The organism is Actinomadura sp. NPDC000929 (assembly GCF_040492065.1).
In the GTDB taxonomy this organism is placed as follows: Bacteria; Actinomycetota; Actinomycetes; order Streptosporangiales; family Streptosporangiaceae; genus Spirillospora; species Spirillospora verrucosospora.
The window spans coordinates 8,228-21,378 of sequence record NZ_JBEUPA010000147.1; the positions used below are offsets into that span (position 1 = coordinate 8,228).

General features: G+C 70.7%; 13 protein-coding genes. 8 read left to right on the top strand and 5 right to left on the bottom strand.

Features of this window, described 5'->3' with window-relative positions:
* Nucleotides 1–128: 128 nt before the first annotated feature.
* Nucleotides 129–503: an FKBP-type peptidyl-prolyl cis-trans isomerase gene (locus ABWI04_RS34685; RefSeq protein WP_353835055.1), complete on the bottom strand. Its 375-nt coding sequence runs from the start codon at nucleotides 501–503 to the stop codon at nucleotides 129–131.
* Nucleotides 504–644: 141 nt separating this feature from the next.
* On the opposite strand from ABWI04_RS34685, the gene ABWI04_RS34690 reads away from it, so the two are divergent.
* From ABWI04_RS34690 to ABWI04_RS34700, 3 genes are read left to right on the top strand one after another with little or no spacing between them, the layout of a single operon-like run.
* Nucleotides 645–2,684 (top strand): hydantoinase/oxoprolinase family protein, encoded by a 2,040-nt coding sequence (locus tag ABWI04_RS34690; protein ID WP_353835056.1) that lies wholly within the window; start codon nucleotides 645–647, stop codon nucleotides 2,682–2,684.
* Nucleotides 2,681–4,510 carry a hydantoinase B/oxoprolinase family protein gene (locus ABWI04_RS34695; protein WP_345175590.1) on the top strand — a complete coding sequence of 610 codons (1,830 nt, stop codon included), beginning with the start codon at nucleotides 2,681–2,683 and terminating at the stop codon, nucleotides 4,508–4,510. Before ABWI04_RS34690 ends, ABWI04_RS34695 begins: the two co-directional genes overlap by 4 nt.
* A gap of 58 nt (nucleotides 4,511–4,568) precedes the next feature.
* Nucleotides 4,569–5,042 (top strand): DUF6247 family protein, encoded by a 474-nt coding sequence (locus ABWI04_RS34700; RefSeq protein ID WP_353835057.1) that lies wholly within the window; start codon nucleotides 4,569–4,571, stop codon nucleotides 5,040–5,042.
* A gap of 268 nt (nucleotides 5,043–5,310) precedes the next feature.
* Here ABWI04_RS34700 and ABWI04_RS34705 read toward each other — a convergent pair whose 3' ends face one another.
* The 3 genes from ABWI04_RS34705 to ABWI04_RS34715 all read right to left on the bottom strand — a co-directional run bounded on the left by ABWI04_RS34705 (nucleotide 5,311) and on the right by ABWI04_RS34715 (nucleotide 7,528).
* A complete protein-coding gene (locus ABWI04_RS34705) occupies nucleotides 5,311–5,832 on the bottom strand; it encodes a hypothetical protein (protein ID WP_353835058.1) in 522 nt (173 codons plus the stop codon).
* A gap of 142 nt (nucleotides 5,833–5,974) precedes the next feature.
* Nucleotides 5,975–6,943 carry an AraC-like ligand-binding domain-containing protein gene (locus tag ABWI04_RS34710; RefSeq protein ID WP_353835059.1) on the bottom strand — a complete coding sequence of 323 codons (969 nt, stop codon included), beginning with the start codon at nucleotides 6,941–6,943 and terminating at the stop codon, nucleotides 5,975–5,977.
* A 159-nt stretch (nucleotides 6,944–7,102) separates the two neighbouring features.
* Nucleotides 7,103–7,528 carry an ATP-binding protein gene (locus ABWI04_RS34715; RefSeq protein ID WP_353835060.1) on the bottom strand — a complete coding sequence of 142 codons (426 nt, stop codon included), beginning with the start codon at nucleotides 7,526–7,528 and terminating at the stop codon, nucleotides 7,103–7,105.
* Between the two features lie 35 nt (nucleotides 7,529–7,563).
* Here ABWI04_RS34715 and ABWI04_RS34720 point away from each other — a divergent pair, with 35 nt between their 5' ends.
* The gene (locus ABWI04_RS34720) at nucleotides 7,564–8,448 is read left to right on the top strand and encodes a helix-turn-helix domain-containing protein (protein WP_353835061.1); all 885 of its coding nucleotides are present in this window, start codon (nucleotides 7,564–7,566) and stop codon (nucleotides 8,446–8,448) included.
* Nucleotides 8,445–8,639, top strand: coding sequence for a DUF397 domain-containing protein (locus ABWI04_RS34725; protein ID WP_353835062.1), 195 nt, complete (start codon nucleotides 8,445–8,447; stop codon nucleotides 8,637–8,639). Before ABWI04_RS34720 ends, ABWI04_RS34725 begins: the two co-directional genes overlap by 4 nt.
* A gap of 237 nt (nucleotides 8,640–8,876) precedes the next feature.
* Here ABWI04_RS34725 and ABWI04_RS34730 read toward each other — a convergent pair whose 3' ends face one another.
* Nucleotides 8,877–9,617, bottom strand: a complete 741-nt coding sequence (locus tag ABWI04_RS34730; RefSeq protein ID WP_353835063.1) for a hypothetical protein — start codon at nucleotides 9,615–9,617, stop codon at nucleotides 8,877–8,879.
* 786 nt (nucleotides 9,618–10,403) lie between these two features.
* On the opposite strand from ABWI04_RS34730, the gene ABWI04_RS34735 reads away from it, so the two are divergent.
* From ABWI04_RS34735 to ABWI04_RS34745, 3 genes are all read left to right on the top strand, one after another.
* A complete protein-coding gene (locus tag ABWI04_RS34735; RefSeq protein ID WP_353835064.1) occupies nucleotides 10,404–11,069 on the top strand; it encodes an urease subunit gamma in 666 nt (221 codons plus the stop codon).
* Nucleotides 11,062–12,870 (top strand): urease subunit alpha, encoded by a 1,809-nt coding sequence (locus ABWI04_RS34740; protein ID WP_345175573.1) that lies wholly within the window; start codon nucleotides 11,062–11,064, stop codon nucleotides 12,868–12,870. Before ABWI04_RS34735 ends, ABWI04_RS34740 begins: the two co-directional genes overlap by 8 nt.
* Nucleotides 12,871–12,904: 34 nt before the next feature.
* A partial coding sequence (locus ABWI04_RS34745; RefSeq protein ID WP_502913204.1) for an urease accessory UreF family protein occupies nucleotides 12,905–13,151 on the top strand: 247 nt, incomplete at its 3' end.

The window sequence follows — 13,151 nt, forward strand, 5'->3', positions numbered from 1 at the left end:
GGGCCCCCGGGGGGGGGGGGGGGGTGGTTTACCCTGGGGCCCGCCCCCCCGGGCCCCCCCCCCCCGTTTCCGGGGCGGGGGGGGGCGGGGGGGGGGCTCCCCCGGGGCCCCCCCGCCGCCGGAAGCCGCTAGCCGACGCCGACCAGGTCGACGACGAAGATGAGCGTCTCGCCGGGCTTGATGGCGGGGCTCGGGCTGCGGTCGCCGTAGGCCAGGTGCGGCGGGATGACCAGCTTGCGCCGGCCGCCGACCTTCATCCCGACGATGCCCATGTCCCAGCCCTTGATGACGCGGCCGGAGCCGAGCTCGAAGTCGAACGTGCCGCCGCGGTTCCACGACGCGTCGAACTCCTCGCCGGTCGACCACGACACGCCGACGTAGTGCATCGACACACGCGAGCCCTTGACGGCCTCCGGGCCGTCGCCCTCGGTGATGTCGGTGATGTCGAGGTACGCGGGCGGCTGGCCCTCGGGAAAGTCGATCTCGGGGCGTTCAAGCGCCATGAACGGGCTCCAGCGGTCGTCAGATGTGCGGACAGGACAGAGCTGCTCAGCCTATCCGCACGCCGGTCACGAAAGAACGACGCCTCCGTTGGCAGGTTGCGACGGTTTCGCAGGTGGCCGGCGTCCGGTAGACCTCTGTGCATGGTGAGGCGGCTGAGGATCGGCATCGACACGGGCGGGACGTTCACCGACGTCGTCGCGCTGGACGGCGACGGGGCGCTCGTCACCACCAAGACGCCCTCGACGCCCGCCGACCCGGCCGAGGGGTTCGCCGACGGCGTCGCGAAGATCCTGCGGCTGACCGGCGCGGAGCCGGCGGACGTGGCGGCGCTGTCGCACGGCACGACGGTCGCCACGAACCGCCTGCTGGAGGACCGGATCGACGACCTCGGGCTCGTCACCACCGAGGGCTTCGAGTCGATCCTGGAGATCGCCAGGCAGAGCGTCCCGGACGGCTACGGCAACAGCTACTTCTGGGTGAAGCCGCCGCGGATCGTCCCCGCGCACCGGGTGCGGGCGGTCGGCGGGCGGCTCGACCACACCGGCGCCGAGCTGCGCCCGTTCGACGAGGAGTCGGCCGTCGCGGCGGCCCGCTGGTTCCGCGACCAGGGCGTCCTCGCGATCGGGGTGTGCTTCCTGCACTCCTACGCCGACCCGTCCCACGAGCTGGCGATGCGGGACGTGCTGGCCCGGGAGCACCCGGACGCGGTCGTGTCGCTGTCGTGCGAGGTGCTGCGCGAGTACCGCGAGTACGAGCGGTCGGTGACGACGCTCGTCGACGCCGCCGTCAAGCCCGCGATGAACGGCTACCTCGCGCGGATCGCCGAGCGCGTCGCGGCCCGGCTGCTGGTGATGAAGAGCAACGGCGGCGTCCTGTCGGCGGAGGAGGTGGCGCGGCAGCCGATCACGACCGTGCTGTCCGGCCCGGCGGCCGGGGCGCTCGGCGCGGCGTTCGTGGTCGCGCGCAGCGGCCGCGGCTCGGTGGTGACGCTGGACGGCGGCGGGACGTCCACCGACGTCGCGGTCGTCCTGGACGGCGAGCCCACCCTCACCACCGAGGGGTCCATCGGCCGCCACCCCGTCAAGATCCCGATGATCGACATCGTGACCGTCGGGGCGGGCGGCGGGTCGGTCGCGTGGCGCTCGCCCGACGGCGCGCTGAAGGTCGGGCCGCGCAGCGCCGGGGCCGATCCCGGGCCGCTGTGCTACGGGCGCGGCGGCGCCGAGGTCACGGTGACCGACGCGCACGCCGTCCTCGGCCGCATCCCGCCGCACCTGCTGGGCGGCGAGGTGCCCCTGGACGTGGACGCCGCCCGCCGGGGCCTGGAGGCCCTCGCCGCGGACCTCGGCCTCTCCGTGGAGCGGGCCGCGGCCGGGATCCTGGAGATCTCCGCGTGGAACCAGGCCAACGCCATCCGGCAGATCACCGTGAAGCGCGGCCTGGACGTGCGCGACTACCCGCTCGTCGCGTTCGGCGGCTCCGGGCCCCTGCTGGCGTGCCGGCTGCTGGACGTCCTCGGCCTGCCCGCCGCGGTCGTCCCGGAGAACCCCGGCAACCTGTCGGCCTTCGGGCTGCTCACCGTGGACGTGAAGAACGACTACGTCCGGACCCGCGTCGTCCGCGACGCCGAGCTCGACCCCGCGCTCCTCGCCGGCGTCTACGCCGACCTCGAATCCGAGGCCGCCGAGGCCCTGGCGCGCGAGGGGTTCCCCGAGGACCGCCGCCGCTTCGCCCGCTCCGCCGACCTGCGCTACTACGGCCAGGCGTTCGAGGTGCGGGTCGCCGCCCCCGCCGGGCCGCCGGACGAGGGGCTGCGCGCCGAGGTCGTCCGCCGCTTCCACGACGCGCACGAGGCCCTCTACGGGTACTGCTACCGGGACGACCCGCGCCATCCCGTCGAATGGGTCAACCTGCGGGTCTCCGGCATCGGCCCCATCGAACGGCCGCGCCCGGCCGAGCGTCCGCCCGGCGACGGCGACCCGTCGCGGGCCCGCACCGGCACCCGGGCCGTCCACTTCGACGCGTGGGAGGAGGCGGCCGTCTACCGGCGCGAGAAACTCGCGCCCGGCGACACCGTCGAGGGCCCGGCCGTCATCGAGGAGTTCGGCTCGACGCTCCCGCTGCATCCCGGCTTCACGGCGGCCCTCGACGGCCACGGCAACCTGGTGGTGACCCGATGACCGGCCCCGCGCCCGACCCGATCCTGCTGGAGATCGTCGAGGGGACGCTCGCCTCGGTGGAGCGCGAGGTCGAGACGGCCATCGCCCGCACCGCCCGCTCCCCGATGATCCGCGACGCGCACGACTTCCGCGCCGGGATCCACGACCGCCGCCTGCGCAAGCTGACCGGACGGTCCTACTCGGCGCTCGTCCAGCCGGTCGCCCGCGACTTCCCGCCGGACGAGATGCGGCCCGGCGACGTCTTCTTCCACAACGACGTCTACCTGTCCGAGGGCGGCATCGGGCACCTGCCCGACCTGTGCGTGACGGTCCCGGTGTTCCACGGCGACGAGGTGGTCGCGTTCGTCCAGGCGTTCGGCCACCACGACGACATCGGCGGCGCCGTCCCCGGGTCGATGCCGAGCCACGCCCGCAGCGCGTTCGAGGAGGGCCTGATGGTCCCGCCGATCAAGCTGTGGGACCGGGGCGTGCCGAACCGGGCGGCGCTGACCATCATGACCCGCAACTCGCGGATGCCCGACTCGCTCGCCGGCGACCTGGACGCCGAGTGCTCGGCCTGCCTGATGGGCGCCCGGCGCCTCGGCGAGCTGTTCGCCCGCTACGGCCGCGCCGACGTCGAGGCCTGCTTCGACGCGATCATCGACCGGACCACCGAGACGTTCCGCCGCGAGCTGCTCACCAAGATCCCGGACGGGACGTTCGTGTGGGAGGACTACGCCGAGCACGACGGCGTCGACCCGCCCCGCCTGCACGCCCAGCGCATCACGCTGACGGTCGACAAGGCGGCCGCCGTCCCGCTCGTCATCGACTTCACCGGGACGTCCCCGCAGGCCAAGGGGCCCATCAACCACGCCGGTGACTACTCGGGCGGCGTGTTCCTGAAGAAGTGGCTGGCGCCCGTCCTGCGCAACCTCGCCGACACCCCGGAGCGGGCCGCCGAGCTCGACGTCAACGAGGGCGTGGTGCCGCTCATCGAGATGCGGTTCCCGGAGAAGGGCACCCTGCTCACACCCGTGTTCCCCGCCCCGACCAACGCCCGCACGTTCGTCATCCTGCGGCTCCTCGGCGTCCTCGCGGGCGTGCTGGCCAAGGCGACGGGCGGCCGGATGCCCGCCGACCAGGAGACGATCCGCTACACCGGCGTCTACGGCGAGGACGACCGGGGCCCCTACCTGATGCGGGAGGTGCTCGGCGGCGGCTCCGGCGGCCGCTCCTACGCCGACGGCGAGGACACCATCCACGTCGTGCCCGACTCCCGCAACATCCCCGCCGAGTTCGCCGAGGCCCGCTGGCCGTTCGTCGTCGAGCGCCTCGGCCTCGCCGTCGACTCGGGCGGGCCGGGGGAGCACCGCGGCGGCCTCGGCTACGACAAGCACATCCGGATGCTCCGCGACGCCCACTACATGTCGATCGCCGACCGCTCCATCCTGTCGTGCTGGGGCGTCAACGGCGGACGCGCGGGGCGCCCGTTCCGCGTCGACATCGACGGCGAGGAGATGGACGGCCTCGTCGACGACCGTCCCGTCCGCGCCGGGCAGGTCATCCGCATCCGCACCACCGGCGGGGGCGGCTGGGGCGACCCCCTGAACCGCGACCCGTCCCGCGTCGCCGCCGACGTCCGCGACGGCAAGGTCTCCCCGGCCGGCGCCCGCGACGACTACGGCGTCGTCCTCACCGGCGGCGCCGTGGACGCCGAGGCGACCGAGACCCTCCGAGCGCGCCTCCGCGCGGAACGCGGCCCCGTCCCGTTCTTCGACCGAGGCCCCGGCTACCCGCGACTCTCCGGCGGCGCCACCTCCGCCGAAGTCGACTCCCTCGACCCCTGAGCCCACGTCATCGCGGGCGCGGAGGCGAATTCAGAATACGATCTGATAACGTGGAGCCATGAGCACCAGGACCCGTCCGGACTCGGTCACCTTCTCCGACCTGTCCCGCAACCCGCGGGCCGTCGCGGAGCGGGCCTCCAGGCTGGGGCGGGTGCGCGTCACCCATCGCGACGCGCCGGACTTCTACCTCACGGCCGCCGACCGCGAAGAGCGGCGGGACGAGACGCTGGCCACCGCGTCACGGATCTTCATCGCGCTCATGAAGCACGATCCGGGGGCCCGCGAGCTTCTGCTCGCCATGCCGGACGTGTTCCCGTGGGTGCGTCACCTCAGCACCGAGGAGGTCCGCGCCTTCACCGTGGAGCTCGTCGAGGCCCTCTCGGACGCGGCGGAGCTCGACCTCGACACGTCCCTCAACGAGGTGGTCGCCGGGTGGCGTGCCACCGCGCGCATCAAGGCGGACCCCGAGCAGCACGAGGAAGCGGTGCGGCCCACCAGCGGTGACTTCGGTCCGGTGGAAGTCATCCCATGAGCCCCAAACGAGGGGACAGGGTCACCGTCCCGCCCGCCGCCGACGAGTGGGACTTACGCTTCGGCACGAGCGGGCATCGTTTGGGTGGTCTACGCGTCACCCCGCCACCCGAAGGACACCGAGAACTGACGCCCGGGCCCACGCCGGTACCGCTCCAGGCGGAGTTCGCGGACCTGCGGCGGCGTCCCGCCGCTGGAGGCGGCGGGACGCGGAGGCGACGTCTCGGTGCCGGTCTTGTCAGGGAGACCGGAGGTCCGAGGCCGTCAGGTCAGCAGGCCTGGACGTAGTACGCCGGCCTGAAGTCGTACGTGCCGTCGGTGTCCGGTGGGACGTTGACGAGCACGTTGTGCGCGATGCCCTTGATGAAGGCGTGCGCTCCGCCGGTGTTGGAGTTGTCGTAGAGGCCGGTGCCGTTCCACGCCCGCAGCGCCCAGTCCGCTCCGCCGCGACGGCAGTGGAAGAGGGAGAAGACCTTGCCTCCCTCGGCGGCCAGAACGTTGGTGTAGAGGCAGAAGTGGCCGGTCGGGCACGGCGTGCCGCTGGTCGTGTTGATCCACGTCCAGCAGTCGGCGCTCACGTAGATGTTGGCGCAGTACGGGACGCCGACGACCGACGCGTTGTCGTTGCCGTGGTCCTGCTGGACCGGCGCCGCAGCGGGAGCGGCCCGCTTGCCGTCGGCCCGGACGGACCCGCCGCCGGGACCGGCGGCGTAGGCGGCGCCGCTGCCGGCGAGGAGCACCGTCAGGCAGATCACCAGCCCGAGCGCCTTGCGCAGTGTTCGTGGTGCCATCAGAGGACAACCTTTCTCGTGTGCCGCGAGGTCGTGCCTCTTGCAGGAGCGATGCGGAGCGGGGAGGTCGGATCTTGCAGGGAGCGTCCGGGCCTCGCGTGGGTTCACGAATGAGGGTGCAGGCCGCTGACCTGGCCTGTCGTTACGTGTGCGCGCACTCGCCTGTCGCCTGAGCGCACTGCCGGCGGAACTGGCCGGGGGAGAGGCCGTAGGTTCCGCGGAACACCTGGCTGAAGTGCGCGGCGCTGCCGAATCCCCACCGGGCCGCGATCGCGTTGATCGGACGGTCGGCCAGCCGGGGATCGGCGAGGTCGCGCAGGCAGCGCTCCAGGCGGCGCTCGCGGATCCAGCCGGCGACGGTGTGCCCCTCCTCATGGAAGAGCTTGTGGAGGTAGCGCAGCGAGATGTGATGAGCCGTGGCGATCGCGTCCGGAGTCAGGTGCGGGTCGGCCAGGTTCCGGCGGATGAAGCTGAAGATCTGGGCCATCAGCACATGCCGCCTCGCCTGGGGCGGCACCACGTCCGGGGCGTCCAACGCGGTGGCGAGCGCCGCGGTGAAGACGTCCAGCGTGAGGGTGGACAGCCGGGCGGTGTCGGACGGCCCGAGTTCATGCATGTGCCGGGCCAGTTGCAGCAGGAACTGCGACGACAGCGCCCCCACACCCTGATCCCTCCGGAGTCGGACTCCGGCCAGCCGCCGCAGATCCCGATGCGGGAACGGCAGCAGCGAGCGAGGAAGGCACAGGACCAGCACCTGCCCGCGGGGAACGTCCGGCGATAACTCCGCCCGGTAGGGCCGCGAGGTGTCGGCCAGCACCAGGTCCCCGGGACCGAACTCCGCCCGCCGACCGTCTTGCGCCATCACGCCGTGCCCGCGCACGGTGCACACCAAAATGAAGGCCCCGGGATCGGACTGACGGATCAGCTTGGGGGTGCGCTCCACCGAGTACGGCGTGGCGGTCATCAAGGACGCCTGCACGGGCCCGAATTCACTGATGCAGAGACGGGCCTGGAAACGGCTCTCCAGGTGCGGTTCGCAGTGCAGTTCGCAGGGGCCCCAGACTTTCGAGGTGACCTCGTGCCAGAAAGCGAATCGCTCCGCCACGGGCACTTCCGCGGTACTGATCACTTTCATGAACCCACCCGAACACGGTCGTGGCGGGGTTTCGGAACAGCATCACCCGAACACCTCCATGAACGCAACCCGCCGTTTCCGCCCCGTGGGCGGGGGTTGAAATGCGCATTTATCGAGATTTCGTGCCAGTTACTCCTAGGGGATGATTCGGGCCCAGACCCACTTGCCGCCGCAGGGGTCGCGCATCGCCCCGCACGCGGCGGACAGGGCTTGGACGATGTGCAGCCCCCACCCGCCGTTGTCGTCGAACGCCTCCTCGGACAGGTCGAGGCCGTCGAGGGTGAGCTCGGCCTTCGGCCGGGCTTCGGGGAGGTCGGAGGCTCCGTCCCACACGGCGACGATGACCCCGTGCGCGTCCCTGCTGACCTGGAGCCGCAGCTCCGCGTGCGGCGTCCGGTCCACCGCGTTCGTGACGAGTTCGGAGACGATCAGCAATGCGTCGTCGAGAACATGCGAATAGCCCCATTTGTGAAAGCGTGCCTCCGCCAGCGTCCGCGCCAGCCCCACCGCCGCCGCCGATCCCGCCAAGGAAATGATCAGATCCCCGGTCGCCGTCGTCATGCCCGCCTCACCCTCGTCCGAGTTTCGGATTTCATGTGACAAGGGTCACGGCGAGGTTCTATGTTCGGCTTGTAGCCGCCGTATCTGAATACAGGGAGGATGCAGTGCCGATCGTTCGCGAACCCCTCGATCCCAAGATCTCGATGTGGTACTTTCTCGCGTTCTACCTGCGATTCTGGCGCGAGAAGATGGGACTGTCGCTCACCCAGTGCGGAGAGATCATGGGAGTGACCCGGGGCTCTGTATCCAACTTCGAGGCGGGGCGGCGGCGTCCCCATGATGACCACATGCGAGCGTTGGACCGGCACTTCGGCACCGGGATGTTATTTCAACTCCTGCTCTGGTTCGCCAGAATGGCCCACGACCCCAACTGGGGACGGCAGCTCGTCAAGTACGAGCAGGAGGCGCACCTGATCAAGACCTACCACGGTCAGGTCATCCCGCTCGCGCTCCAGACCGACGAATACACCTGGGCCTACGTCCAGGTGGGCAATCGGAAGGACTTTGACTCGGAGATGGCCGAGCGCGTCGCCCGAAAGAAATCCTTCTTCAGCAGGGGGAGCGCCGTCGAGATGTGGGCCACGATCGATGAGAGCGTGCTGGCGCGCGAGGTTGGCGGCCCGGAGGTCATGAGAGCTCAGCTGGAGCACCTGCTCGCTATGGCTGAACTACCTCAGGTCAGCATCCGTATCATCCCCTTCGGCTCAGGGGCACACGTAGGGGTGGACGGGTCGCTGCAAGTCCTTAGCCTGGAGAGTCGTGACATCGCCTATTCGGGCGCTCAGAACGGCGGTCGCCTGATCGAAACACCTGGCGAGGTTCGTGAACTGTCGGTTATGTTCGATCGTATCGGCGCTAAGGCGGCGTCCGAGGCAGCGTCCCGCGAGATCATCTACCGGTACATGGAGCAGTTGCCATGATGACGAAGTGGCGCAAGAGTTCTCACAGTGGTGGAGCCAATGATCAGCACTGTGTTGAGCTGGGGCGGCTCGTGAATCAGGCGAAGATCGGCGTGCGTGACTCGAAGGACCCGGACGGCGGTCACGTGTCTATGACCGCAGCCCAGTTCGCTGGTCTGATTGCGGAGATCAAGCGGCGTTCAGGGTGGTGACCGAGCCTGTGTGACGGCCTCTGAGCCGCCATCAGCGGTGGGAGGGAACAGGGCCCGGCAGTGGGTGCCGGGCCCTGCGTGTTGGACGGCGCGTCCGTGGACGCGCCGCCCGGACAGCACCCCGCCGGCCGTGGTTCGACCGGTGGAGTCCTGCGGTTCGGTCGGGCGGCGTCGAGCCGCCCGACCGCCTGTGCTTCAGGCGTCACGAAACACCTTGTCCTCGCGGCGCTCGGCCTCTCAGTTGAGGCCGAACAACGCGGAGACTTGCCGCGCCAGCTTCTCCTCGGTGACCGTGGAGTCCACCTGGAGCCCGTGCAGGCCCAGATGCTCGACCTGGTCGGCGATCCGTTGGGTGAACATCGCGTCGCGCTGGAGGAGCTTCACCAGCGCCTGCGCCGGGTCACTGGTCTTGGCGATGAATCCCCACTCCAGGCCGCCGCGGTGCTCGAACACCGACGTGCGGAACTCTGGCGTGGGCAGCAGCCACACCGCCTGGTCCTTCCTTGCCAGCAGTGGCAGGACGAGGTCCGGCAGCAGCCGGAAGCCCTCGGCGATCACTGGCCGGTCGTCGGGAAGTTCCAGGAGATCCTTGACGATCTCGTCGAACCCCTCCCCCTGGTACCAGTGGAAGGTGTCGAGCATCGCCTGAGGGGTCCTGGTCACCCACCGCTGGTCCATGCTCATGGCAGCGAAGCCCCGCAGGTAGGGGGCCTGCTCCACGGGCATGCGACGGGCGTGGGCGGGCATGGTCGCGTCCGTGTCGTACAGGTACACCTCACCCTGGTCGGCGAGGCGCCGGGCGGTGGTCGTCTTCCCACCGCCGCTGCCGCCGCCGATCCAGAAGACGTGACGCAACCGCTCCCGCACCATGGCGAGGGGAGAGCTGGCGTCAGTGAAGTCGGTCTCCGCCGGATCGGCGTGAGTGGTGAGCGGCCTGGCGCCGCCGTTGTCATGCGGAGCGACCCTTGCGCTGTCCATGCGCTGCATAGGGTTGCCTCCCGGTGTGAGTTGGCTTTGCCCAGCTGTTGATCAGCCGGGCCTTTCCGCCGTGGACCCGAGTGGTCACGGCACATGATCATCATGATCCAGATAGAGGTGGTTTGTCTAACGCCTTTGCACTGCACGGGATCTGCCGCCGACGGCCTTCCGGAGCAGGGGCGCCCTGCTTTTCGATTCGCGGCGGACCCGGTAATCGTCCGTGGTAGGCAAACTCGTCTGTGACCTGCTGTTTTGGCGGGTGTCGGACAGATGACCTGCGAGAATGCGCGCGGTGGCGCGACGGTGCGGCCGGAGGGCGGCTTGCGATCCGCCTCTGATCGGCCTGTTAGTGGAACGTTCCGAGGCAAATAGTGACCCTCGAAATTTCTCCTCGCCTTCGAAATGACGGCGCCCTGCTGACGGAGGCGTCGAAGGAGTTTCGGCCTGTCGGATACCGCAGACAGACCGATGTCCACATGTGGCAGGCGATCCGGAAGGTCCACGGATATTGCGGAGGAGGATCCGCTGCGCGCCTCGGCCGGTCCAGAAGCCCGATCGCGCCCTCGGCATGTGCCGCCGGCCAATGTTGCCTCTCGGGACGGTGAGTCCAGAGTGGCCGAGCGAACCCTTCCGGACCAAATCACCCTAAGTGACACTTCAACTCCGGAGAGGCGCCGCGTCCGGCGGTGCGACCCCGGAAGCGCTCGGCCGTCTTCCCGCCGTCTGTGAGCCGCGCCGTTTGGCGGCGCGGTCGCGGGGAGCCCGGACGACCTTGAGGAGGAAGCTGTGCATCTGACCCCGCACGAGCAGGAGCGCCTGATGATCCATGTGGCCGCCGGCGTGGCGGCCGGGCGCCGGGCTCGTGGGCTCCGGCTGAACTATCCCGAAACGGTGGCGCTGCTGACCGCGCACGTGCTCGAAGGGGCCAGGGACGGCAGGACCGTCCGCGAACTGATGGCCTCGGGGCGGGGCGTGCTCACGCGCCGCGAGGTGATGCAGGGCGTGCCCGAGATGATCGAGATGATCCAGGTGGAGGCGACCTTCCCGGACGGCACGAAGCTGGTGACCATCACCGACCCCATCCCGGCGCGGCCCGACGTCACCGCGCCCGGGCAGGTCGCGCACCCCGAGCAGGCGGAGCCTGTGGGGATCAACGACGGGCTGCCGGTGACGAGGGTGGAGGTCCGCAACTCCGGCGACCGCGCGGTGCAGGTCGGCTCGCACTACCACTTCTACGAGGTGAACCCGGCGCTGGAGATCCGGCCGGTACCGGTGGCGGCGGAGGCGGAACCCGACCGGGAGTGCGCGTACGGCAAGCGCCTGAACATACCCGCGGGCAAGTCGCGGCGCTTCGAGACCGCCTGCCGGGTCGAGGTCGATCTGGTTCCGCTGCAGGGAGAGCGCAAGGTCATGGGGCTTCGCGGGATGGTCGGAGGCGAGCTGCGTGACTGAGCCCGAGGTGTGCCGTCCCCGGCTGGAGCGCGCGGAGTACGCCGACCTGTACGGGCCCACCGCGGGCGACCGGATCCGGCTCGCCGACACCGACCTGTGGATCGAGATCGACGAGGACTGGGCGGGCGGCCCGGGGCACAGCGGTGACGAGGTGGTGTTCGGCGGCGGCAAGGTGATCCGCGAGTCGATGGGCCAGTCCCGGGTGTCGCGCGCCGAGGGCGCCCCCGACACGGTGATCACCGGGGCGGTGGTCCTGGACCACTGGGGCGTCGTCAAGGCGGACGTCGCGCTGCGCGACGGTGACATCGTCGCCCTGGGCAAGGCGTACAACCCCGAGACCATGAACCGGCGCCACGACGGCCACGCGGTCGCCACCGACATCGTGATCGGCCCGGAGACCGAGATCATCGCCGGCAACGGCAAGATCCTCACCGCGGGCGGCGTGGACACCCACGTCCACTTCATCTGCCCCGAGCAGCTCGACGAGGCGCTCGGCTCGGGCGTGACGACGCTCATCGGCGGCGGTACGGGGCCCGCCGAGGGGAGCAAGGCCACCACCGTCACGTCGGGCTCCTGGCACATCACCTCCCTGCTGGAGGCGCTGGACGGCTCGGCCGTCAACATCGGGCTGCTCGGCCAGGGCGCGACGATGTCCGCGGACTCCATGCGGGACCAGCTCGGCGCGGGGGTCATCGGGTTCAAGGTGCACGAGGACTGGGGCGCCACCCCCGCCGTCATCGACGCCTGCCTGCGGGTCTGCGAGGAGTCGGGCGCGCAGCTGGCCATCCACGCCGACACCCTCAACGAGGCCGGTTCCCTGGAGAGCACGCTGGAGGCCATCGCGGGCCGCTGCATCCACGCCTTCCACGTGGAGGGAGCGGGCGGCGGACACGCCCCGGACATGATCGAGATGGCGTCCCGGCGCAACGTGCTGCCCGCGTCCACCAACCCCACCCGGCCGCTGACGGTCAACACCGTCACCGAGCACATCGACATGCTGATGGTCTGCCATCACCTCAACCCGAAGGTCACGGAGGACCTGGCCTTCGCCGAGTCGCGGATCCGGCCGTCGACGATGGCGGCCGAGGACGTCCTGCACGACATGGGCGCCATCTCCATCATGTCCTCCGACGCCCAGGCGATGGGGCGCATCGGCGAGATGGTCCTGCGGACCTGGCAGACCGCGCACGTGATGAAGCGGCAGCGTGGCCCGCTGGACGGCGACGGGGCCGCAGACAACCTGCGGGCCCGCCGCTACGTCGCCAAGTACACCATCAACCCCGCCGTCGCCCAGGGCATCGCCCACCGGGTCGGCTCGGTGGAGACCGGCAAGCTCGCCGACCTGGTCCTGTGGGAGCCGGCGTTCTTCGGCGTCAAGCCCTACCTGGTGATCAAGGGCGGGCAGATCGCCTGCGCGCAGGTCGGGGACGCCAACGCCGCCGTCCCGACCCCGCAGCCGGTGCTTCCCCGCCGCATGTTCGGCGCCCTCGGGCAGGCCCCGGGCGGCAACTCGGTCACCTTCGTCACCGAACGGTTCGCCGGAGGCGTGCCCGGCCTCCGCAAGCCCTTCGAGACCATCACCGGCACCCGGGGGCTGACCAAGGCCGACATGCGCGAGAACGACGCCCTCCCGCGCATCGAGGTCGACCCCGACAGCTTCACCGTGGTGATCGACGGCAGCGGGGGAGCGGCCGAGCAGGACGACCGGAGCCGGGACGTCAACGTGGAGGTCGGCGAGGACGCGGTCACGCCGGCCTACCGGACCGAACTGCCCATGGCCCAGCGGTACTTCCTGTTCTGACCGGTCCCCACCCCTTGGAGCCACGTTGAGCCCGGTGTCGCTTCTGATCCTCGGTGACGGACGTTTCCCCTCCGGAGGCCACGCGCACTCCGGAGGCGCCGAGGCCGCCGTCACCGCCGGACGCGTCCGCGACGCCGCGACCCTGGAGGACTTCTGCCGCGGGCGGCTGGCCACCGCCGGCCTGGTCGCGGCCTCGCTGGCCGCCGCCGCGGCGGCCGGACACGACCCGCTGGTCCTGGACGACGCCGCCGACGCCCGCACACCCGCCCCGGCGCTGCGCC